This window comes from Bifidobacterium pseudocatenulatum DSM 20438 = JCM 1200 = LMG 10505, assembly GCF_001025215.1.
In the GTDB taxonomy this organism is placed as follows: Bacteria; Actinomycetota; Actinomycetes; order Actinomycetales; family Bifidobacteriaceae; genus Bifidobacterium; species Bifidobacterium pseudocatenulatum.
Genome location: NZ_AP012330.1, coordinates 1,294,372 through 1,315,106, shown reverse-complemented (window position 1 = coordinate 1,315,106; position 20,735 = coordinate 1,294,372). Strand labels below are relative to the sequence as shown.

Sequence of the window (20,735 nt, the reverse complement as noted above, 5' to 3'; positions counted from 1 at the left end):
TGTGGCTTAACACTGATGTCTTAGCAGAAGGAGAATCGCATGGCTGGCTCATACGGCGCGGAGACGACGCAGGGGGAGAGATACAGGCTTTCCTTCACCGTTGGTGGACTTCTCTCCCCGCAGGGCCGTGCGCTTGCCGAAATGTACCTGAATCGTATGGGCGGTGGCAGCACTGAGCGTTCTTCCCAAACCAAGGTCTCTGAAAAGATCTCTGAAAAGGTCAACGAAAAGAGCGACAAGAGTGCTGACGAAGAAGTCGGCGAATCCATTGCCACGATTCGCCAACAGGCCATCGAGGAAAACGTTCTTGCGATTCGCACGGATTCCGCGAACAGGCGCGTTGTGGCGGAAACTACTAGGCGGCTCAGTGCGCTCACGGTTGGAGAGCTTGCATATTTGGCAGGCCCGGATTCCTCCACATCCGACCGCGAGGCACTTATGTGGATCGCGATGTGCCGATATTACGCAATGAAGTACTTAAAAAGCATTATCTTACCGGCAATACGCATCTGGACTTTGAGGATTATGATCGGTTCATTGCGAACAAGGCTACATGGCATCCCGAGCTGGAAACCATAAGCGAGGGAACGGCAAGGAAACTCCGATCCAATCTGTTCAAGGCCATGGTTGAAGCCCACCTGTTCGATAAAAATTCCGACACGGTGGTCTCCTTCCTGCCTAGTCCTTCTTTGGCGGATATTCTTATGAAGAGACCGGATTCGTTCGGGTTTTTCCTATGCGTGAATCATCCTTGTGAGCACGAATGGGGGATAGCGTGACTGATTTCATCGCAGGCGTTGAAGCTGCCGATGAGCACCGTGACATTGATGATGATTTCGCTTATTTGCACGAGATTATGGAGTCCCTATTACATTTGTGATTACCCGCCTAGGCAGGAGCTTATCGAAGAGTCCTACCAGTATGTGCTGTGCGACATTCATATGGGTGTCTGGCTCAAGGGTGTGCACTGGCAGGACATATATGAGATTCCGTCGGATGCCATTTGCGAGCTGATTGTCAACGCAAGTGCATTGCAGCTACAACTATTCGAGCATTCAGATTGAGATTTATGACAATCGGCTTGAAATCACCTTGTCAGAGCGCTTGCCGATGGGTAGACCATTGAACGCATGAAGCGGGGCTATTTGAAATATACGTAACGATGCCTTGGCCTCTGCTTTTGAGTACATGGGTATATCGAGCATGGGGGCAGTATCCTGCGTGTGATGCAGAAGGTATGTGATGCCGGATTGCCGGAATCAAAATTCCTTGGCTGCGATACGGATCTGTGCATCAATATCTATCGTAATGGCTCAGAGACAGTTTTCGACGACGGGATTGTGACGGGATTATGACGCGATTCGGGTCTTGGTGACGCGATCATGAGGCGATTCGAATTTTGATGACGCTATTGCAGAGGAACACCCAACATCTGAAAGTTTTTAGGAACTGATTTTCGATGAGCTCTGAAAGAGGGAATGGGTGACTACTGCGTATGCCGTGGCTCTTAAGGAAACGCTGCCGGAAACCTCTGTCGCCCCCGGAACGAGCGGTTGGAAGTGGCGAAGCGTGTGCCGAAGTTCTTCGACAGCGAAGAACGCGCCAAGCGCCTCGCGAGACGTCTCAATGCACTACTGATTTTCAGGCGAAGATGGTTGCCGGGTTGCTGCAGCTGCTCACGTAATCTTCGCAGGGTGGCGAATCCGGCATTGTATATCACTTGGGTAAGTGAGCATGCCGTACATGAACAGAATATGTAATCAAGATGTTGGTACGCGAGAATGCGTGAAAGTACGCGAGAATGCGCGAACGCATTCTGACGGATTACTAACCTGGATGCAGGTTCTATCTGTTGGAACCCCCGTCGCGCTCGCGAAGAAAACGTGGCTCATAGTGAATGCAGATTGGGCAGCGTGCAACTATTCAGGTGTTACCTACGAACGTATATACAGCGTCAATTGGCTTTATTACTATTGCCGTAGGCAAATTCAGCCGGATATCTCTGAGCATTCTTCGCAAGCTTATCGAGGATTATCTCGTCAAGGTCAAATCCCAATTTGTCAGATAGCATGATGCAATATATGAGTACATCTGCTATTTCCTCATGAATATGTTCGATATTGCTGTCTTGTGGCTCGTCGTTCCATTGAAAACATTCCAGAAGTTCTGCGGCCTCAATGCTGATAGATTTGGCAAGATTGCCGGGAGTGTGGAATTGAGACCAGTCCCGCTCTGCTACGAATTTACGGATCGCGTTGATGCTTGAATCGGAAATCATAATACGTAAGTGTATGTCGAATCTTTTCTGAAGGCCTCTCTCGGGTGCATAATGAGCATATGACGAAGAGCGCGCTTCCAAAGTCAATCATTATAGATTTGCCGTATCAGAGCATTGATGACAAAGCAGAAATAGAGAAAGCCTTTGTCGAGCAATTAGGATACGAGACATTATCTGCTGTTGAGCGTGAGACTTTGCACTATATTTTCGATTATCCAACGGTGTATGTGGTTCATTCAAAGAAGAGGAATCAGCATACTTTACGTCCCGAATATACGGTGTATGTGGGAGAGACGAATAATATTCGTAGTCGAACAATGCATCATCTGAGGGAAGATCCCAAAACGAGAGTTGATTGGAAGGAATTTCAAGAAAATTTGCAGAGCGACGCTCGTTCTGTGTGACAGTATGTCATTGGCAATCCGCATTTCAACAAATCTCTGACTTTGGACGTGGAGAACCGGCTGATGCATTATCTTCTTGGCTCTGATGCAGTCAAGAATTTGAACAATCGTCGCGCCAACGCGCAAGGCGACTACTATACGCAGGATGAATTCAGCCAGATTTTCTCGGACATCTGGCTGGAACTGAACCGACAGGATCCGGAACTATTTCCGGCTGAGGAGATTATTCGCGATTCTGCACTTTTTAAAGCATCGCCTTTTCACCAATTGAGTGATGATCAGATAGCTGCGGAGGAATCGATTATGGACGCGCTTTCTGAAGCTCTTGCCGGCTCTGGTAATTCAGCCGATTCCGGTTTATCGAGACTGATTTTCGTGCAAGGCGTTGCGGGTACTGGAAAGACGGTTTTGCTAAGTCACCTGTTTTATCGCATAGCAACAGAAATGGACATCAATGGGCGCATCAATGACGAAGATGATGAAGATATTCTGGGAACCGATTCATCGCCAAAAATCAGTAAGGAAGATCGCAGAAAAGCATATATTCTTGTCAACCATAACCAGCAAATGCACGTCTATAACCAAATTGCAAGCAAATTAGGTTTGCAGAAACATTTTGGCGAGGTGGCTCTTAAACCAAGTCGATTCATCAATCGATTTAGTGAGAAAACAGCAAGTAATCGAGCTATTGCGGACAAGCCCCGAGGCAAAGCCGATGTAGTGCTTGTTGATGAAGCTCATCTGCTGTTGACGCAGGGTGACCAAGGATACTCAGGCAAGAACATGCTGCACGATTTATTGCGTCGTGCGAAAGTGGTTATTGCGGTATTCGACCCGAATCAGATTTTGCAAACTTCGCAGCGTTGGAGCGAAGAGGATCAGGACATGCTCTTTCCGCAGCAAGCAGAAAGCGACGTGCAAAAACTGCTGCTGGCTATAGCGGGCAGTTGGAGCGATTTGTGCCATTGAATATGTGGGGTGATCACTATTTGCTAAGTCGCATATGCTTGCATAGGCAATTTCGCATTGCTGCGGATGATGCGACGATTCGATGGATTGATGATTTCGCTGATGGTAAGAGAATAGGTCGTATTCCTCAAGACATTGGGGAGAAGAATAGAGAAACAGGCGAATATGTCCGCGAGCCATTTGAAATCAGAGTATTCGATTCGCCGGTTGAACTGTTTAAAGCCATAAAGGAGAAGGCATATCTAAAGGCTTCAGGCGTTGACGGATGCGGGCTTTCTCGTGTGGTTGCTACGTATGATTGGGAGTATAAGGGCGGCAAAATTAACGATTCAAGTCCCGATGGTCTCTGGAATGTTGAGTTGCATCGCGATGCACAGGGAGTATGGCGCATGGGAGCGGCTCAGGGAATGCCGAGAGGATACGATGCGTTTAATCCTGATGGAAGAGCTGATTATTTCTGTCATCCATGGAATTACGAAATCAAGGTAGGGGATAAGGGTCTTTCCCTAGATGCTGTCTGGGCGGAAAGTCCGCATACGCTTAATGAAGTGGGATCAACGTTCTCTATTCAGGGGTTTGATCTTAATTATGTAGGTGTCATCATTGGACCGTCGGTTACCTATCGCGAAGGGAAAATCGTTTTTAACGAAAAGGCAAGTTGTAATAAACGTGCAGTGAGTAAGAGGAACGGCTCAATCAGTTACGCGCAATCCAATCTGCGTAATGAGCTGAATGTTCTGCTCAAACGCGGTGTGCATGGATTGTATTTATTCGCCGTTGATCCTGAACTGCAGGCCGCTCTCAAAGAAGCTGCCAGTAAGTAATTGCTTGACTGTACTTGATGTTCATCTATGTTCATCTTTGAGTTTATCCAGCCGATGCGTATGCAATGTTGAGCGATACATAACCGTCCGAAAAGAGGCTGTCATGAAGTATGGAATGAGGAAACCCAGTTGGAAGAAGAGCCTGTCCGCGCGTACGAAGGGCCGCGCCACTCGTGCGGTCAAGCGTGCGCTGATCCCCGGCTATGGTAAGAAGGGCATGGGCTGGCTGTACCCCAAGCGCAAACTGTACAACACCGTCTACAAGAAGACCACGTTCAGTCTGTTCGACCTGTTCAAGTAACCAGGGCTAAAGGGGAAAATCATATGTGTTCCAATCCAGGCACGTACGAGTTCCGACTTTTATTAGACTTTCCTCAACAGAGCGCCGTTCCTACTGATACGTTTTCTGCCTTGCGGGAAGTCCATGAATATTCAGCGGAGAACGGCCCGTGTTTCCATACGGCTGCTGAGATGTTTGATTCTCTGGGAATATGACAGGTCCCGCCATGAGAACATTAACGTATGGCGGGATCTGGTCTTGTCGCTGTTGAGCTGTCGGACACTCAGACGAGCATGGCCTCGATGTTGTTGCCTTCCGGATCGTGCACGAAAGCGGCGTAATAGGTCGGTCCGTAGTTCGGCAACCAATGCGTGGTGAACTGACGGAAACGATTGTAGCCGGCGCCGCCTAGCATGCAATATGGGAAACGACGCCGGCCGCAACGACCGGCCAAGACGGACGGAACACACGAAAAGGCGAATCAAACACAGCATGGGCAAGAACGGCACGCAACCAACAACGAAAAACGTCACACCGGCGGTCACCCCATGGGGTAAGAACCGTGTGAAGAACACCGAAACCGGCAATCACGTGCTCATCATGCCGGGCATTGGATACACCGTAGACCGACCGCTGCTGTACTGGGCAGCGCAGGCGCTTGCGGCCAACGGATGGTTCGTGGACCGGCTCGACCTGAAACTGACGGAAAGCGTCGAGTTTCCGGAAATGATCGCCTGCATGGAACGCGTGGTCGACGAATGGCGCAAGGCGGCGCTCGAACATGCTGCCGAATCGGGTGAGGAGCCGCATTTGCTGGTCGTCACCAAATCGCTCTCCACACTCTCATATCCGCATTCCGCAAAACTAGGATTACGTGTGGTGCTGCTCACCCCGGTGCTCAACCCGCCGCCATTCGACAAGCACAAGTCGGTCATTCCCGCGCCGCTACCGGGAACTGCCGGCAGCCCGATGCCGCTAATCTGCGCAGGTGACGCCGACCCATACTACGATGACGCCAAAGCGCATCTGCTCACCGACCATGTGCGCACGTACGCTGGTGCCAACCATTCCATCGAAGTGCCGGACGATTGGCAGACGTCGCTCGACTACCTGAAACAGGTCACGCAGGCCATCGTCGACTACGCCGGCTGAAAAGACCGGGACGGACTATGCGCATCGTATTGCAGAAGGTCGGCGAAGGATCCGTCGACGTGGTCGACGAGACAAGCGGAGAAGTCGACACCACATTCGAACCACAGCATATAGGCATCGGCTATGTGCTGCTTGCCGGAGTGGAAGACACGGACGGAGCGAAACAAATCGACTGGCTTGCCCGCAAAATCGCCAACCTGCGCGTCTTCGAAGACGAGAACGGCAAAATGAACCGTTCCATCCACGACGTGAACGGCAGTGTGCTGTCCATCTCCCAATTCACGCTATACGCGAACGTGCGCAAAGGCAACCGCCCAAGCTTCGTGAAAGCCGGAGCGCCCGCGCACGCCGAACAGACATGGCACGGATTCAACGACGCCCTGCGCGTGCAAGGACTCGAAGTAAAAGAAGGACGATTCGGCTCCCACATGCGCGTGCGGCTCGCCAACGACGGTCCGGCCACCATCATCTTTGATACCGACGAACTCGGCGTCTGACCCAGAACCCAACGTGAAACCCTATATCCGACGATTGTCATAGGGTAAAACGCATGGGAATATGGAACGACCGCAAATTGATCGTCAACTGCCTGCCGTTGACCGAATCCGAACGTGCGCAATTCATACGTGCTGCGAAAGACATACCACAGGAATTCGTCGGCGATTCGACCCAACGGGGAAGCATGAGCTGGACCGCCGCAGTACCGGAGGAGCTCAAAGCCAAAGCCACCGCGGTCATCGGCAACATCGCGCCCGAGGAATGCGCGCAGTGCCCCAAACTCGAATGGCTTCAAACTTGGAGCGCCGGCGTCGACAAATACCAGCGACCCGGCATCCTGCAGCCCGGATCCATGCTCACCAATGCCACCGGAGCCTACGGACAAAGCGTCTCCGAACACATGTTCGCCATGATGTGGGCCATCATGAAGAACCTGCACATCTATGCGGCAAGCAACCCGAATGCCATGTGGCAAGACGCGGGCCGCGCCGTCAGCCCCAACGGAAAAACGGCGCTCGTCATCGGAACCGGCGACATCGGATCACACTTCGCACGACTCTGCAAAAACGTCGGAATGACAACCATTGGCATTCGCCGTAATCCCGCCGTCGAAGCGCCGGGCGTCGACCATATCGTAGGATTCGAGTCCCTCGACGACGTGCTGCAATACGCCGATGTGATCGCCATGTGCGTACCATCCACTTCGACAACGTACCACCTGCTCAATGCGGAACGCATCGCATCTCTCAAACCTGACGCCATCATCATCAACGCGGGCCGCGGCAACGCCATTGAAAGTCAGGCGCTTGCCGACGCGCTCGCGGAAGGACGAATCCGTGGTGCCGCGCTCGATGTGACCGAACCGGAACCGCTGCCGGCCAACTCGCCGCTGTGGTGCGAGCCGAAATGCCTCATCACCCCACATGTGGCGGGAGGCAACCATCTTGAGATCACCGAACGCAGTATCATCTCCATTGCATTAGGCAACGTCCGCTGCTACGCCAACGGTCAGTCGCTCGACAATCGCATGCCCATCAAAAGCTGACGGTCGCGCGTGCGGGGAGACCCGTATGATGGCAGTCGGGAAGAAAGGAAAGGGTATGACATTGAACAAATGGCGTCGTGCGACGGAATGGTTCATGACGGCATTGGCGTTGGTGTTCCTGTTCGCGTATTCGTGGGAAGTTCTGGCGAGGACGCATATCCTGTTGTGTGAAATGGTGATCAACATCATCTGGATGGTGTTCATCGCCGACTGCGTCGTTTCGATCCTGCTGGCAGAAGATAAGAAAACTTGGTTCAAAGACAATCTGCTGATGCTGGTGTCCATCGCATTGCCCGTCTTCAGGCCGTTGAGACTGCTGCGTCTGGTGGCAGTGCTCAACGTGCTCAATCGTACCGGTGGCATGGCGGTGCGTGGGCGCATCACACTGTACACATGCTGCAGCGTGACACTACTGATGTATATCGGCGCCCTTGCCGAATTGGATGTGGAACGTGGGGTTCCGGGCGCTTCCATCACCGATTTCGGTGAAGCGATATGGTGGTCGTTCGTGACCGTCACCACAGTCGGCTATGGCGATTTGTCCCCGGTGACATGGCAGGGAAGATGCATCGCCATCGGACTGATGATAACCGGCGTTGCCCTGATCGGCATCGTCACCGCGACGCTGGCTTCATGGATTGTCGACCGTGTTCGTGACGAGACCGACAAGCGTGCGGATGAGGCGGAATCGGAAACGGAACAGTTGCGCCACAATGTGCGGGAACTGACGGACACCGTCAACCAGCTGCGCGATGATATCGCGCAGCTGCGCAGGCTATAGCGGTTCTCGTGACTGCACCGGTATTATCGGTCGGTTCCACGGTCAACGCGACGGTATCTGTGGGCGTGCTCGAAGCCGCCACCGATTACAAGGGTCAGCGCTCGCTGCCGCGCGACTTCTCCATAGGACTGAAGCAGGGCTCCATTACCAACCAGCGTAGATCGGGCCGCTGCTGGAATCCGAACCGGTGGAACTCGATCCATGGCAGCCGCTCACCAAGCGTTGCCGCTGATATAACCGGTATGGAGCGAAGCCGTGGCTGGGATTGCAGCCACGGCTTTCCTGTTCCGCTGTGCTGATACTCTTTCATAAGAACAAATGTGCGAACGATTGGGGTTCAGTTGGCGGATACTTTGTCATGGCTTTCCGACGAACTACGCAGCGAATGCAGTCAGCCTGTATTGCAGCGTGCCCGTGGAATCGCCAACCAGTGGCGTGCGAAAATGTCGGATCTGCATTGCCTGAACGACTCCGATTCCGACCGCATCACCCTGCATGCCAATATGCGGGGCACCACCTCACCGTCCAGCCGATACGAAGTGCAGGCCACGCTCGATCTCTCCGACGAACTGTTCTTAGCGCGCTACTGCTCCTGCCCCGCGTTCAACGGTTCGCAGCACGGTTATGGCACGTATTCGTCGGCATATTCGCCCAGCTACCGCAACAATCCAAAATATCGCAGTTTCGATGATGATGACGATGAATACGATTATGTCGATGATTATGATGATTTCGGTTCAGGATCGACGTTCGGTCATGTGCAGGACGATGACGAGTTCGATTCGGATCCGGCTGGGGGGCGCCGCTATACGGGCATGTGCAAGCATGTCGCCGCAATGCTGCTGCTGTTTCTTGACCAGCCCGAACGGTTCCGCGGATTCAAGCGAAGTGGCGTGACCTCGCATATCCTATCCGACTACATGCGTGCGCTGGATGCGAAGAATGACAATACCGGTCAAAGCGCGCAGCTTGACGTGCTCAAGCGCATCGTCGACGCGAAAAGCCGTCTCGCCGACGAGCAACGAGGCGTCATTACGCAAGGGGCCACGAAAACAAAACGCAAGAGCGGTTCCATCATAGTGAAACCGGGAAGCGTGCGTCTGGAGCCCACGCTGATCATGAACCGTGAGCTGTGGAGCCTGACGTTGAAAATCGGCTGCGGCGACGCAAGTTATATCATCAAAAGCATTTCCAAATTCGTAGCCGACATGCACAACGGGGCATACGTGTCATACGGACAGAAACTCTCGTTCACCCACACTCCGGACATGCTCGAACCGTTCTCGCTGCAGCTGTTCCGATTCCTGCAAGGTGTTGTTGGATCACGTGCCGCAGCGCAACTGCAGAACAACTACTATTACGCGCCAGACGTGCGTATCGAACGTGAAATCATGCTCACCGATGGGGAATTGTGCGATCTACTGAACCTGTTCGAAGCGGAACCGCAACAGGACTACATCGAAGACGTGCTGATAGCACGTGGGCCGCTGGAAGCTCCCAAGCATGAGGGGCGTGAGAGGGCGCGGCAGCTCACTCCGGATGATTTCGCCCATACGGATGACGCCGCTCCGGGCTATGTCGAAGTGGCCACGCCAGGGGAGTCCAGGTCGCATACTATCGCCATATTCGATGGCAATCCGCAATTTCGGTTCATCGCCGAATATGTGAAGGAAGGCGCTTCGTCGGGCGTGCGTATCACGTCGAACCGTACCATCACGGATCGGATTGTTGGGCAGCGGGGCGTGTACCTCATGAGTGCCGAGCATAACGGCACTCCGACGGATTCCCATATGATGCCAGTGAGCGGACTCTTCCGTTGTACCGACAGCATCCTTCCCGCAGTGGACGCGTTGATGACATTGTGCGCGTCGAACGTTAGCGATGGTGTGTTCATTGCGGAAAACGACTGGCCCATGTTCGCACGAACAATACTGCCAAAACTTACCGAAGCGGGCATTGGTTTCGATATTCCGCAGGAAGTCGCCGAACGGATGGGAGTCGACTGCCAGATCGAATTCTACTTGGACCGTGATCTGCAGGGCATCACCTGCGAGGCTGTGGCACGATACGGCGATTTCGTGTTCCAGTTGGTGCCGACCGCCAAAGCGCTACGAGGCGTGATTAATCCGGACTCGCGGTCGAAAGCGGCGCTCATCAAACGAGATACGGCCCGCGAATCATTCGCGGTGCAGGTGGTTCGCCAGCTTTTCCCGACATGGAGTTCCATTGACGTGGCGCGGATTCGTGAGGAAGACGAACAGACTATTCTGCTCTTGCTCACCGAAGGCGTGGATATCTTGCGTTCGGTCGGGCAGGTGTTCTCCACGGCCGCGTTCGACGGCATGATGATGCCAGGCAGCCCTACGGTGAAGGTCGGACTGTCCATCGACTCGAATCTGGTTGAGATTTCGCCGATAGCCGACGAAGTGCCGATGAACGAGGTCGGCGCGTTGCTGAATTCCTACCGCAGGAACCGCCGCTACCATCGATTCAAGGACGGTACGTTCGTTGATCTGAAGAATGCCGATCTGCATGAACTTGATCAGATTGCCACAGATCTTGACCTTGATGAGCAACAGCTTGATTCCGGAAGAATCACCATTCCCGGATATCGGGCGTTCCTCTTGGATGCTCAAGTTGATGACGACGGCAAAAGCGAATCGTTCGTCGACTATGTCAACGATGTGAAAATCATCGACCCGAAACGATACGAAGTGCCCCGCAACCTCAAAAACGTACTGCGCCCATACCAGGTGGAAGGCTTCCAATGGCTTTCCACCTTGTGGGACAAAGGTTTCGGTGGCATTCTCGCCGACGAAATGGGTTTGGGCAAATCCGTGCAATTGCTGTCACTGGTGGAAGCTCGCAAGGGGAGCGGTCCAGCGTTGATTGTCTGCCCGGCATCCTTGGTATACAACTGGGCTGCCGAATGCGAGAAGTTCACGCAGGATCTTACCATCGAAGTTGTGGCCGGCACGAAGGCACAACGGCGCAAGCTCATCGCAGCCGTGGCACAGCAATGGAAGAACCCCTCGGAATCCAACGATATGCAGCGTACCGATGTGGTGATCACCTCATACGATTTATTGCGCCGCGACGTGGATGATTACGCCGCCTGCCGGTTCGCATTGATGGCGCTCGATGAGGCGCAATACATCAAAAACCATGCCACGAAGTTGGCGAAAGCCGTCAAACAGATCACCGCCGAACACCGGTTCGCATTGACGGGAACCCCCATCGAAAACCGGTTGAGCGAACTGTGGAGCATCTTCGACTTCCTCATGCCCGGATTGCTGGGAACCTACACGAAGTTCCGAGAAAAATACGAACAGCCGATCATGGCACCCGGTTCTGAACATTCCGTCATGGCTGACAAACTGCAGGCTTTGGTCGGACTGTTCATTAAACGACGTCTGAAAAAAGACGTGCTGACCGATTTGCCTGACAAGTTCGAAAACGTGCTCACCGTCAAACTGGAAGGCGAACAGCGCAAACTCTATGCGGCGCACGAGCAACGGTTGCGCGCCACCCTTACCAAAACCAAGGACGCCGACTTCAATACGAAGAAGATTCGAATCCTTGCGGAATTCACACTGTTGCGCGAAATCTGTTGCGATCCGAGACTCGTCTATGCGGATGCGAAAAACGCTTCCGCCAAACTTGACGCTATTTGCGAACTCGTATCCACGTGCATGGACGAAAGCAAGAAAGTGCTCGTATTCTCGCAGTTCACTTCATTCCTTGACCTGATTGGTACACGTTTGGCTGAACAGGGCGTGGACTTCTACACCATCACCGGCGAGACACCGAAGAAACGCCGTGTGGAACTGGTGGACGAATTCAATGGCAACGATGTTCCCGTGTTCCTCATCTCGCTCAAAGCGGGCAATACGGGGCTGAACCTTGTGGGTGCGTCCGTAGTGGTGCACGCCGACCCGTGGTGGAACGCGGCCGCGCAGAACCAGGCCACCGATCGTGCGCACCGCATCGGACAGACGCAGGATGTGAACGTGTACCAGATCGTAGCCAAAGACACCATTGAGGAACGCATCCTCAAACTGCAGGAGAAGAAAAGCGAGCTTGCCCAACAGTTCACCGACGGCACCGCATCTGGAGGCGTCGGCACACTCAGCAAAGACGACTTGCTCGACCTGCTGGCATAACAATCAACGTACCTGCCGCTTGCTTGAACGCACACGATACGAAAGCAACAGGTAAAGCGCACACTGCGGCAACACACCATGAGGCGACGTTCATGCCATAGGCAAAAGGCATATGAGGCTAAGATCATGGTTTCCGGATTAAAGATTGATGCCTGCTGATAATAGACGCCAGTGAGACGCGGTTTGCATATTTCCGACGATAGGCGTATATATAATCGTGCAAGTTTCAGGGAAGGTGAAAATCCTTACTGGCGGTAACGGTACGACTGACGTTCATAACGGTCCCATGCCGAAGCCCGCGACCCGCGAAAGCGGCTGATCCGGTGAGAATCCGGAGCCAACGGTCAAAGTCCGGATGGAAGAAACGGGGCTCAACATGAGTGTATCCTCACCAAACAATACCCAAAACAACGACGCCGAAATCGCCAGCGAAAGCATGACGCGCCCCGACAACGCGCATTCCACAGGCGTGGCCGACTCTGGACGCTGGTCCACCAAACGCATCGCCATGTATGCGCTGTTCGTGGCGCTGTCGATGGCCGTCAGCTTTGTGGAATTTCCCATTGTGCCAGGCGTTGAATGGCTGAAATATGATCCATCCGGCATTGTCAGCCTGGTGGCAGGTTTCGCCTACGGGCCAGCGGCGGCGGTAATCGTCAGCGTGCTTGGTTTCCTGCCGCACCTGTTTACCAACCCATGGGGCACGCTTATGGCCGTGCTCGTGGCTTTGGCATTATCCGTGCCGGCAGCACTGATCTACCGCAGGAACAAGACCCGCAAAGGCGCGGTCATCGGCATCATCGTCGGTGCGATCGCAGCCTTGGCGATGGCGATTGTGGGCAATATAATCGTCACACCGTTCTACGCGCATATGACCACCGCACAGGTCGTGGCATTGATCGTGCCGGCGCTTCTGCCGTTCAACGCGTTGAAATTCACCATCCATGGCGTGGTCACCTTCCTGATCTACAAGCCGATCTCCAACCTGTTGAACCGCTGAGCCTCGTTCACCATATCGATTCCGCATATTGATGAATAGGAAGGAACCTTTCGACGTATGGAAGGTTCCTTTCGTTTATGAAAGACTTTTTCCATGAATCCTGACAGCGCCACGAACACCATCGCGGTCGAACTGCACGATATTCGTTTCACCTACGACTCCGGCGCGACCTGGGCGCTCGACGGCGTGAACCTGACCGTTCGCCAAGGCGAACGTGTATGCTTGGCAGGACCAAACGGATCGGGCAAATCCACACTTTCACGCATCATCGCAGGACTTGCCGCACCCGATGCCGGACATGTCACGTTGTTGGGAAACAACGTATTCGATGACTCCGGCGCGCACGCTGACGCTTACCGCAGCGCCCGGCATGGTATCGGGGCGGTTTTCCAACATCCGGAAGATCAGATCGTCACCACCATTACCGAGGATGATGTTGCCTTCGGTCCGGAAAACCTCGCCATTGCGCATGATGATATCGATATGCGCATCGCCATGTCACTTGACGCAGTCGACATGAGCGGACAACGAGAAGCCGATCCCACGCGAATGAGCGGAGGCCAACAGCAGCGCGTCGCCATCGCCGGCATGCTTGCCATGAATCCCGAAATCCTCGTGCTCGACGAGCCTACCGCCATGCTCGATCCGCAAGGCCGCGCCGACATCATGCATATTCTTGACGAATTGCAGCAGCACGGCACAACCATCATTCTCGTCACCCACCATCGTGACGAATTCGTCAATGCCGACCGCATCATTCGCCTGGATAACGGGCGTATCGTGCAAAGCGCTCGCGGTAATACTGCAAGTATTCCGGAAATGGACGAATCAGGCACAGCGCAAGAAGACAACCCAATTGCCAAATCCAATATTGCAAATGGCGCATCGAAGCCAACATCAGCTGTACCAATCATTGAAATCCATAATCTGATATATCAATATCCAAACAGTAGCAAGCCTGTGCTCGATAAGCTTTCCATAACCATCAATGAGGGTGAAACCGTGGCCATCACAGGGCATAACGGTGCAGGCAAAACCACCCTCGCGCGTCTTCTCTGCGCGCTGGAACAGCCGCAATCTGGCAGCATTACCGTCAACACCATTCCCGTCGCACGCCAACGCGCCAACGGCAATATGCAGTCGCTCAAGCGTGCGGACCGCGAGAAACTGCGCGCCACCATCGGCTACGTCATGCAACATCCCGAACGTCAGCTTTTCGCCGAAACCGTAGCCGAGGACGTCGCCTACGGTCCGCGCAACCAACGGCTTGATGAAGCGCAAGTGGATGAACATGTCAGCCAAGCCATGGCATTGCTGCATATTGAACATCTTGCCGACCGTTCGCCATTCGACCTTTCCGGCGGGCAGCAACGACTCGTTGCCATAGCGGGCGTCATCGCATGCCAACCGCGGATTCTCATTATGGACGAGCCGACCGCGGGACTTGATGAAGCGGCCACAACCCGCGTGCACAATCTCATCCAAACCCTCCACGCACAAGGCATCACCATACTCATCATTTCCCATTCGCAAGCGGAAATCGACGTACTTGCCGACCGGACGATCGCGCTTGACGCTGACCGGAACGTTGGTGGAAAAGTTCGTGATGCCGAGCCTGGTTCTGCTGTCGAATCGGCAGGTTCGAAGAATCTGCACACGCTTGGCTCCGGACATGCAAAGGGAGACGTCCGTGAAAACCGCAGTTTTATGGAACGGCTTGACCCGCGCGTGAAGATGGTGGGCGCGTTGGCGGTCATGTTCTCCGCATTCGCCATCCGCTCTTTCTGGCAGCTGCTCGTGGCCGCACTGTTGACCGGCATGATCGTTGCGACATCAGGCATCGGCGTGAAACAACTGTTCAAATCGATTCACATGTTCCTTGCATTGTTCGTGTTCTGCGGACTGCTCAATGTGTTCTTCGTACAATCCGGCAATGTTCTTACGAACATCGGACCGATTCCAATCACCGACGACGGTGTGCGTATCGCTATACTGTACGCCTGCAGATTCGTTGCGGTCATTATCGTCGGAGTGGTGTTCCTCGCCACCACCACGCCTACGGCCATCACCGACGCGTTCGAAGCCTTGCTCAAACCCTTCGCAAAAATAGGCGTGCACGCGCAGGAGATCGCACTGGTGATGAGCCTCGCACTGCGGTTCCTGCCCACTCTGGGAAGCGAGGCGAAAGCCATTGCGGACGCACAGGCGGCTCGAGGTGGCAGCATCGAAACGGGAACGTTCGTGCAGCGTATCAAGGCGATGGTTTCCATCATCATTCCGGTGTTCGCAGGGGCGATACGCCATGCCGACAATCTCAGTCTCGCACTCGACGCGCGATGCTATGAAGAGGGTATCGCACGCACACATTGGCGCGTGATGAGCATCGCCAAACGAGACATTGCCGCGGGCGGTGTGGTTGTGGCATATGTGGCTGCGTTGGTTCTGATCGCTGGACTAAACTGAAGGCAGTCGGCGGATTTTACCGTCCTCACGCTACTCTTGAGCAAGCATCATAGATAGGAATGGAACAAGTTATGGCATTAACCAAGAAGCAGGTCAAGCAGCTGCGAGGCCTGGCCACCAAGCTCAATCCGCTCATCCAGGTCGGCAAGAACGATCTGAGCGAAAACGCCATCAAGCAGGCGGACGAAACCATCGAAAAGCGTGAGCTCATCAAGTGCTCCGTGCTCGACGGATCCGGTCTGACCGCCAAGGAAGCAGGCGAGGGATTGGCTGAAGAACTGAACGCGGAACTCGTGCAGGTCATCGGCAACCGTTTCGTGCTCTACCGCCGCTCCCATCGCGACGACGTGGAACATATCCGCCTCGTACGCGAATAAAGCGGGAAACTGACGCGACCAAACATAACAGGGCGGGTGCTTTCTGAAAACCAATCAGAAGACACCCGCCTTGCTGCAATGAAAATAAACAATCGGAAGTCAGGAAACCCCATGAAGGAGTGCTATCAGCGCGCCTGATTCCATTCGGGCTTCCATGTGTACTGCATGTCGTACGCGCTGGCCCAGAACATGTATTCGTTCTCCACGCCGGTCACGAAAATGTCGATCAGCTCGCGCTTGCGCTCCTCGCTCGCGTCGGCCACCAGTTTCTCGATATGATCGAGCAGCCACACGGAATCCTGCCAGAACTCGTCGGTCTTATACATGTCGACCCAGCTCTTGTACGGATTGTTGTCGAGCGTGTCCGCGAACTCGGCGGCAAGACGATAACCATAATCCGCATACACCCAGGCGCACGGCAGCACGGCCACAAGAATGTCGAGAATATCCTTGCCATAGGCGATGGAAAGGATATTCGACGTGTAGGCACGCGCGAAGGCCGACTGGCGCACATTGTTCATCTGCTCTTCGGTGATGCCATAGCTGGCCAAGTAGGAGCGGTGTACTTCGGTCTCGACCTGCAGGGCGCCGTTCTGCACCTTGAGCATGAACGCCATGATTTCAGGGTCGGTGGCCTTGGCTAATCCCAAAGCGTGCACTCTGGCGTAATCGTTCACATAACGAAAATCCTGCAGCAGATAGAAGGCGAAACGCTCGCGTTGCAGTGTGCCTTCGCCAAGCTCGCGGATGAACGGCTGCTGGTAGCCTTCCTCCCAAACCAGGTCGGCGGCCTTGCGCATGCGCTGCGCGAACGGCGGAAGATTGTCGCGTTGGATGCCTTTGGCGGCGTCGAACTCATAATCGAAATCGGTTGTTGATGTCACAGCAGTCACTAGACATGCCTCCCTACGCTGGTGTTAACCATCAGGTTCAAAGGGTTCAGGCCTCACTTGGCCCATCTCAACCCGACGAACACGGGTTCCCCTGCATTACGCCGTACATTATGGCAAAGCCGCACGAAATGTGCAAGAGCCCGTCCGTCGAATGGAATCGTGCCGCATGATGCGAACACAGGCGATGTTCGGTTGAGGGCGAGTGCAAGAATGGAACGTATGACTGAAAAGCAAGTTGCGAAGAACACCATCGAAAAGCTGGCTATCGTCGTGGTGACGTACAGGCGTCAGCAGCTGCTCGCCACCCTGTTCGAATCCATCGAAAAACTCACTGTGGCGCCATGGCGTATCATCGTCGTGGACAACGAGCACAGCGAGGCGACCCAAGGCATGGTCGACGATTTCCGTGAAGCGGTCACCGCGCAGTGGGGCAATACCATCGCCGACCAGTCGGGCAACGAAAGCCGTGTGGTGTACGCGCCGCAATCCGACAACCTCGGCGGCGCAGGCGGCTTCTCCGCAGGTGTGAAGAAGGCATACGAGCTGGGTGCGGAGTGGTTCTGGGTGATGGACGACGACGTGGCCGTGATGCCTGAGGCCATCGAAAGGCTCGCCAAGTGGACCGGCAGCCATGATGTGATCCAGGGAAGCCGATACGACTACGACGGAGGCCCGTTCTACTGGCAGTACGATTTCATCGTGCCTCTTGGCATTCCCAATCCGATCGCTCCGGCCGCGTTCGGGCGTCCCGGCTATCGTGTGATGGACACCTTATGCTTTGAAGGCGGCCTGTTCCGCCGCAATATCGTGGAACAGATCGGTTTGCCGGATCCCCGCTTCTTCATCTACTGGGACGATACGATGTACGGCTATCGCGCCAGCAAGGTCACCAATCCGATCGTGGTGCCCGACGTGATCCTGCGACGTACGCGCGAGATCGGTAACTGGGATATCGCCGGCGTGCGTCAGCTCAACTCCACTTCCGACATGAACCGCTACCACATCATGCGCAACCGTGGCTACATGGCACGCTATTTCATGTCGTTCGGCGATTACCGTCCGCTGATGTTCGGCTTTGGCACGTTGCTGACCGCCGCCAAGGAGGTCATTCGCTTGGTGATGGTGGACCGTGAGCATGCCAAGACCGGCTTGGTGCAGATTGTCAAGGGTTGGTGGGATTCGCGCAAGCTGCTGCATGATCCGGATTGGAAGCCGATGCCGCCGCTCAAGTAATGTGGCTACACCGTCTTCAGACGGTTATTTTCTTATGATTCGCCCCATGCCGATGCGTTGCGTTGGCATGGGGCGAATCGTTTGCAGAAAACAATCGCAAATATTTGCGTTTCATTGCGACAGATTATGCAATCGTATTCACCAATTGTGTATTGTCGGCGCGTTTTGGGGCATGGGGCGAGTTACTATGGCGTTTACCGGTTCGATATACCCACTATGTACCTTGATAGGAGAGGTCGAAGATGATTGAAACTGCACAGGCATTTGGCGTTGACATTGGCGGCTCCGGCATTAAGGCAGCCCCGGTTAACCTCGAGAAGGGCGAATTTGCTGAACCGCGTCTGAAGATCCTTACCCCGGAGGTTTCCACTCCGAAGGCCGTTGGCGAAATCGTTCGCCAGCAGCTCGAGCATTTTGAGGTTCCTGAGTCCGCTCCGGTCGGCATCGCATTCCCCGCTCCGATTCATGTTGGCGAGAAGCTCGGCTATATGGCCAATCTGGACCAGTCTTGGGTTGGCGTGGACGTCACCGAAGTGTTCTCCGAAGCTTGCGGCCGTCCGGTCACCGTGGTGAACGACGCTGATGCGGCCGGTCTTGCCGAACAGCAGTTCGGCGCAGCCAAGGGCCAGGACGGCCTGGTCGTCGCCACCACGCTGGGCACCGGCATCGGCACCGCGCTGATCTTCAACGGCGAGCTCATTCCGAACACTGAGCTCGGCCATTTGGAACTGCTCAAGGGCAAGGGTGACGCCGAGAAGTACGCGGCATCCTCCATTCGTGAAAAGCTCGATATGGGCTACAAGAAGTGGGCCAAGCGTCTGACCAAGTATTATTCCCTGATGGAGTTCTACTTGGATCCGCAGCTGTTCGTCGTCGGCGGTGGCGTGTCCCGCGTGTCCGAGAAGTTCCTGCCGTACATCGACATCAAGACCCCGATCGTCGCAGCCAAGCTGCACAATGAGGCTGGCATCATCGGTGCTGCGTACTACGCAAGCATCAAGCAGAAGTGATGTCGTGAACCATAAAGGTTCCTAACCTTCATATAAGCGAGAGCCGTCCGATTCATCCGTCGGACGGCTCTTGTTATTCCTCTGATGATCGCATGGCGAATGCATCCTTCTTGCTCGATGCAACACTTGCGCAACCCAGAGAGTATGGTGGAGACCATGCGTTTTTCCTCCAGAGTCGATATCAGCGAGCCCAATCCCATCGCCAAAGCCGAAGCGGAAGCCAAAGCAAACGGCATCACACTCGGCAAACTCAACGACTCCAATCCAACCAAACATGCGCTCGCGTCGGAACTATTGCCGGACATCTACGGAGCGGAGCCACGCGGGCAACGATACGCACGCGAAGCGCTGGCCGCATTCCTGCATGAACAAGGCAATACCGCTACCGCCGACGACCTATACATATTGAGCTCGACGTCCGAAGCGTACTCATGGCTGATCAAACTGCTCTGCAATGCAGGTGACGCTGTGCTCGCACCGAAGCCGGGATATCCGCTCATCGAATCGATCGCACGACTCGAATGCGTCGACATGATCGAGTACCAGCAACGTTTCGACGGATCCTGGTACATCGACGTGGCCGAACTACGCGAAGCGCTTGAAGGTGAAGATGGCGGCCGCATCCGCGCGCTGGTGCTCATCAATCCCAACAATCCGACCGGATCGTACGTCAAAGCGTCGGAACGTGAGGCCATTGTGCGGCTTTGTCATGACCATGAGGTGGCCATCATCGCCGATGAGGTGTTCTACGACTATGATCTTGAACCATTCGATGGCAACGCGCGTCTCGCGGGGGAGACCGGCACGCTCACATTCGCATTGGATGGGTTCTCGAAGACGTTGGCCGCGCCACATGCCAAAGTGGGTTGGATCCAAGTGTCCGGCCCGGCGGCTGAAGTGGATGAGGCCAAGCGCAGACTCGACGTGGTCGCCGACGACTATCTGCCAATGAGTGAGATCATCGCCAAACAGATCCCCGCCATGCTGGGCGCCGCAGCCGCGCAGACCGCGCGCGTGCGAGAGCGCGTGCAAACCAACCTCGCAGCCTTGCATACCATGCTGGATGATGACGAGCAGGGCATGGTCAGCGTGTTGCGTGCCGAAGGCGGATGGAATGTGCTTTTGCGCGTGCCCAGCGTGCTTGACGAGAACGAACTGGTGTTGTCCATGATCGAAAAGCACGGAATTTCAGGACAGCCCGGCTATTTCTTCGATATGACGTCGAACGGCTATCTCGCGATCTCGTTATTGCCGGAACCCGACGAATTCAGGCATAACGTTCAGACGGTGCTTGACACCGTCAACACAATGATCGGCTGAAACATGTTGTGGTTCCATCGTCGACACCGATGAAGGAGCCGCAAC

18 protein-coding genes, 3 pseudogenes and 2 riboswitches are annotated in these 20,735 nt (G+C 54.5%); of the genes and pseudogenes, 18 read left to right on the top strand and 3 right to left on the bottom strand.

Annotated features, from left to right (window positions below; all coding sequences use genetic code 11):
- Nucleotides 1-39 precede the first annotated feature (39 nt).
- Nucleotides 40-779, top strand: a pseudogene (locus BBPC_RS05525) (BrxA family protein).
- 30 nt (nucleotides 780-809) lie between these two features.
- Nucleotides 810-1,064: a hypothetical protein gene (locus tag BBPC_RS10045; protein ID WP_004222494.1), complete on the top strand. Its 255-nt coding sequence runs from the start codon at nucleotides 810-812 to the stop codon at nucleotides 1,062-1,064.
- Between the two features lie 890 nt (nucleotides 1,065-1,954).
- Here BBPC_RS10045 and BBPC_RS05515 read toward each other — a convergent pair.
- Nucleotides 1,955-2,278: a nucleotide pyrophosphohydrolase gene (locus BBPC_RS05515; RefSeq protein ID WP_004222488.1), complete on the bottom strand. Its 324-nt coding sequence runs from the start codon at nucleotides 2,276-2,278 to the stop codon at nucleotides 1,955-1,957.
- A 59-nt stretch (nucleotides 2,279-2,337) separates the two neighbouring features.
- On the opposite strand from BBPC_RS05515, the gene BBPC_RS10040 reads away from it, so the two are divergent.
- The 4 genes from BBPC_RS10040 to BBPC_RS05500 all read left to right on the top strand — a co-directional run bounded on the left by BBPC_RS10040 (nucleotide 2,338) and on the right by BBPC_RS05500 (nucleotide 4,776).
- Entirely contained in the window at nucleotides 2,338-2,682 is a 345-nt protein-coding gene (locus BBPC_RS10040) for a GIY-YIG nuclease family protein (RefSeq protein WP_004222487.1), read from the top strand.
- Between the two features lie 63 nt (nucleotides 2,683-2,745).
- Nucleotides 2,746-3,651, top strand: a complete 906-nt coding sequence (locus tag BBPC_RS10035; RefSeq protein ID WP_004222485.1) for a DNA/RNA helicase domain-containing protein — start codon at nucleotides 2,746-2,748, stop codon at nucleotides 3,649-3,651.
- Nucleotides 3,642-4,475 carry a DNA/RNA helicase domain-containing protein gene (locus BBPC_RS10030; RefSeq protein ID WP_231857825.1) on the top strand — a complete coding sequence of 278 codons (834 nt, stop codon included), beginning with the start codon at nucleotides 3,642-3,644 and terminating at the stop codon, nucleotides 4,473-4,475. The genes BBPC_RS10035 and BBPC_RS10030 overlap by 10 nt, the downstream gene beginning before the upstream one ends.
- A 103-nt stretch (nucleotides 4,476-4,578) precedes the next feature.
- Complete coding sequence (locus BBPC_RS05500) at nucleotides 4,579-4,776, top strand: hypothetical protein (protein WP_004222481.1); 198 nt, start codon at nucleotides 4,579-4,581, stop codon at nucleotides 4,774-4,776.
- Nucleotides 4,777-5,038: 262 nt separating this feature from the next.
- Here BBPC_RS05500 and BBPC_RS09985 read toward each other — a convergent pair.
- Nucleotides 5,039-5,116 (bottom strand): annotated as a pseudogene (locus tag BBPC_RS09985) (RarD protein); the annotation flags it as partial.
- Nucleotides 5,117-5,175: 59 nt separating this feature from the next.
- Between BBPC_RS09985 and BBPC_RS05495 the strand changes: the two are divergent.
- The 9 genes and pseudogenes from BBPC_RS05495 to BBPC_RS05460 all read left to right on the top strand — a co-directional run bounded on the left by BBPC_RS05495 (nucleotide 5,176) and on the right by BBPC_RS05460 (nucleotide 16,234).
- Entirely contained in the window at nucleotides 5,176-5,907 is a 732-nt protein-coding gene (locus BBPC_RS05495; protein WP_004222479.1) for a hypothetical protein, read from the top strand.
- 17 nt (nucleotides 5,908-5,924) lie between these two features.
- Nucleotides 5,925-6,404, top strand: coding sequence for a D-aminoacyl-tRNA deacylase (gene dtd / locus BBPC_RS05490; protein WP_004222477.1), 480 nt, complete (start codon nucleotides 5,925-5,927; stop codon nucleotides 6,402-6,404).
- 53 nt (nucleotides 6,405-6,457) lie between these two features.
- Nucleotides 6,458-7,450 carry a D-2-hydroxyacid dehydrogenase gene (locus BBPC_RS05485; protein WP_004222476.1) on the top strand — a complete coding sequence of 331 codons (993 nt, stop codon included), beginning with the start codon at nucleotides 6,458-6,460 and terminating at the stop codon, nucleotides 7,448-7,450.
- Between the two features lie 55 nt (nucleotides 7,451-7,505).
- Nucleotides 7,506-8,231 carry a potassium channel family protein gene (locus BBPC_RS05480; protein ID WP_033524046.1) on the top strand — a complete coding sequence of 242 codons (726 nt, stop codon included), beginning with the start codon at nucleotides 7,506-7,508 and terminating at the stop codon, nucleotides 8,229-8,231.
- 44 nt (nucleotides 8,232-8,275) lie between these two features.
- Nucleotides 8,276-8,407, top strand: a pseudogene (locus tag BBPC_RS09605) (C1 family peptidase); the annotation flags it as partial.
- 267 nt (nucleotides 8,408-8,674) lie between these two features.
- A complete protein-coding gene (locus BBPC_RS05475) occupies nucleotides 8,675-12,394 on the top strand; it encodes a DEAD/DEAH box helicase (protein ID WP_229087002.1) in 3,720 nt (1,239 codons plus the stop codon).
- Nucleotides 12,395-12,612: 218 nt separating this feature from the next.
- Nucleotides 12,613-12,765: riboswitch (FMN riboswitch) on the top strand.
- Entirely contained in the window at nucleotides 12,750-13,394 is a 645-nt protein-coding gene (locus BBPC_RS05470) for an ECF transporter S component (RefSeq protein WP_004222466.1), read from the top strand. (Overlaps the previous riboswitch by 16 nt.)
- Nucleotides 13,395-13,487: 93 nt before the next feature.
- The gene (locus tag BBPC_RS05465; RefSeq protein ID WP_004222463.1) at nucleotides 13,488-15,857 is read left to right on the top strand and encodes an energy-coupling factor transporter ATPase; all 2,370 of its coding nucleotides are present in this window, start codon (nucleotides 13,488-13,490) and stop codon (nucleotides 15,855-15,857) included.
- 71 nt (nucleotides 15,858-15,928) lie between these two features.
- The gene (locus BBPC_RS05460) at nucleotides 15,929-16,234 is read left to right on the top strand and encodes a YhbY family RNA-binding protein (RefSeq protein ID WP_022245108.1); all 306 of its coding nucleotides are present in this window, start codon (nucleotides 15,929-15,931) and stop codon (nucleotides 16,232-16,234) included.
- A 125-nt stretch (nucleotides 16,235-16,359) separates the two neighbouring features.
- Here BBPC_RS05460 and tenA read toward each other — a convergent pair whose 3' ends face one another.
- Complete coding sequence (gene tenA, locus BBPC_RS05455) at nucleotides 16,360-17,034, bottom strand: thiaminase II (protein WP_226555824.1); 675 nt, start codon at nucleotides 17,032-17,034, stop codon at nucleotides 16,360-16,362.
- 85 nt (nucleotides 17,035-17,119) lie between these two features.
- A riboswitch (TPP riboswitch) is annotated at nucleotides 17,120-17,230 on the bottom strand.
- Between the two features lie 116 nt (nucleotides 17,231-17,346).
- Here tenA and BBPC_RS05450 point away from each other — a divergent pair.
- The 3 genes from BBPC_RS05450 (at nucleotide 17,347) to BBPC_RS05440 (ending at nucleotide 20,690) form a co-directional block, all read left to right on the top strand.
- The gene (locus BBPC_RS05450; RefSeq protein WP_033524044.1) at nucleotides 17,347-18,360 is read left to right on the top strand and encodes a glycosyltransferase family 2 protein; all 1,014 of its coding nucleotides are present in this window, start codon (nucleotides 17,347-17,349) and stop codon (nucleotides 18,358-18,360) included.
- Nucleotides 18,361-18,602: 242 nt separating this feature from the next.
- Nucleotides 18,603-19,370: a polyphosphate--glucose phosphotransferase gene (gene ppgK, locus BBPC_RS05445; protein WP_004222446.1), complete on the top strand. Its 768-nt coding sequence runs from the start codon at nucleotides 18,603-18,605 to the stop codon at nucleotides 19,368-19,370.
- 156 nt (nucleotides 19,371-19,526) lie between these two features.
- A complete protein-coding gene (locus BBPC_RS05440; protein WP_022245109.1) occupies nucleotides 19,527-20,690 on the top strand; it encodes a pyridoxal phosphate-dependent aminotransferase in 1,164 nt (387 codons plus the stop codon).
- The last annotated feature ends 45 nt before the right edge of the window (nucleotides 20,691-20,735 follow it).

Excerpts from the sequence above, each read along its gene's own strand:
- BBPC_RS10045 (WP_004222494.1), top strand. The coding sequence starts at position 810 with ATGAGCACCGTGACATTGATGATGATTTCGCTTATTTGCACGAGATTA.
- BBPC_RS05515 (WP_004222488.1), bottom strand. The coding sequence starts at position 2,278 with ATGATTTCCGATTCAAGCATCAACGCGATCCGTAAATTCGTAGCAGAG.
- BBPC_RS10040 (WP_004222487.1), top strand. The coding sequence starts at position 2,338 with ATGACGAAGAGCGCGCTTCCAAAGTCAATCATTATAGATTTGCCGTAT.
- BBPC_RS10035 (WP_004222485.1), top strand. The coding sequence starts at position 2,746 with ATGCATTATCTTCTTGGCTCTGATGCAGTCAAGAATTTGAACAATCGT.
- BBPC_RS05500 (WP_004222481.1), top strand. The coding sequence starts at position 4,579 with ATGAAGTATGGAATGAGGAAACCCAGTTGGAAGAAGAGCCTGTCCGCG.
- BBPC_RS05495 (WP_004222479.1), top strand. The coding sequence starts at position 5,176 with ATGGGAAACGACGCCGGCCGCAACGACCGGCCAAGACGGACGGAACAC.
- dtd (WP_004222477.1), top strand. The coding sequence starts at position 5,925 with ATGCGCATCGTATTGCAGAAGGTCGGCGAAGGATCCGTCGACGTGGTC.
- BBPC_RS05485 (WP_004222476.1), top strand. The coding sequence starts at position 6,458 with ATGGGAATATGGAACGACCGCAAATTGATCGTCAACTGCCTGCCGTTG.
- BBPC_RS05480 (WP_033524046.1), top strand. The coding sequence starts at position 7,506 with ATGACATTGAACAAATGGCGTCGTGCGACGGAATGGTTCATGACGGCA.
- BBPC_RS05475 (WP_229087002.1), top strand. The coding sequence starts at position 8,675 with ATGTCGGATCTGCATTGCCTGAACGACTCCGATTCCGACCGCATCACC.
- BBPC_RS05470 (WP_004222466.1), top strand. The coding sequence starts at position 12,750 with ATGGAAGAAACGGGGCTCAACATGAGTGTATCCTCACCAAACAATACC.
- BBPC_RS05465 (WP_004222463.1), top strand. The coding sequence starts at position 13,488 with ATGAATCCTGACAGCGCCACGAACACCATCGCGGTCGAACTGCACGAT.
- BBPC_RS05460 (WP_022245108.1), top strand. The coding sequence starts at position 15,929 with ATGGCATTAACCAAGAAGCAGGTCAAGCAGCTGCGAGGCCTGGCCACC.
- tenA (WP_226555824.1), bottom strand. The coding sequence starts at position 17,034 with ATGCGCAAGGCCGCCGACCTGGTTTGGGAGGAAGGCTACCAGCAGCCG.
- BBPC_RS05450 (WP_033524044.1), top strand. The coding sequence starts at position 17,347 with ATGACTGAAAAGCAAGTTGCGAAGAACACCATCGAAAAGCTGGCTATC.
- ppgK (WP_004222446.1), top strand. The coding sequence starts at position 18,603 with ATGATTGAAACTGCACAGGCATTTGGCGTTGACATTGGCGGCTCCGGC.
- BBPC_RS05440 (WP_022245109.1), top strand. The coding sequence starts at position 19,527 with ATGCGTTTTTCCTCCAGAGTCGATATCAGCGAGCCCAATCCCATCGCC.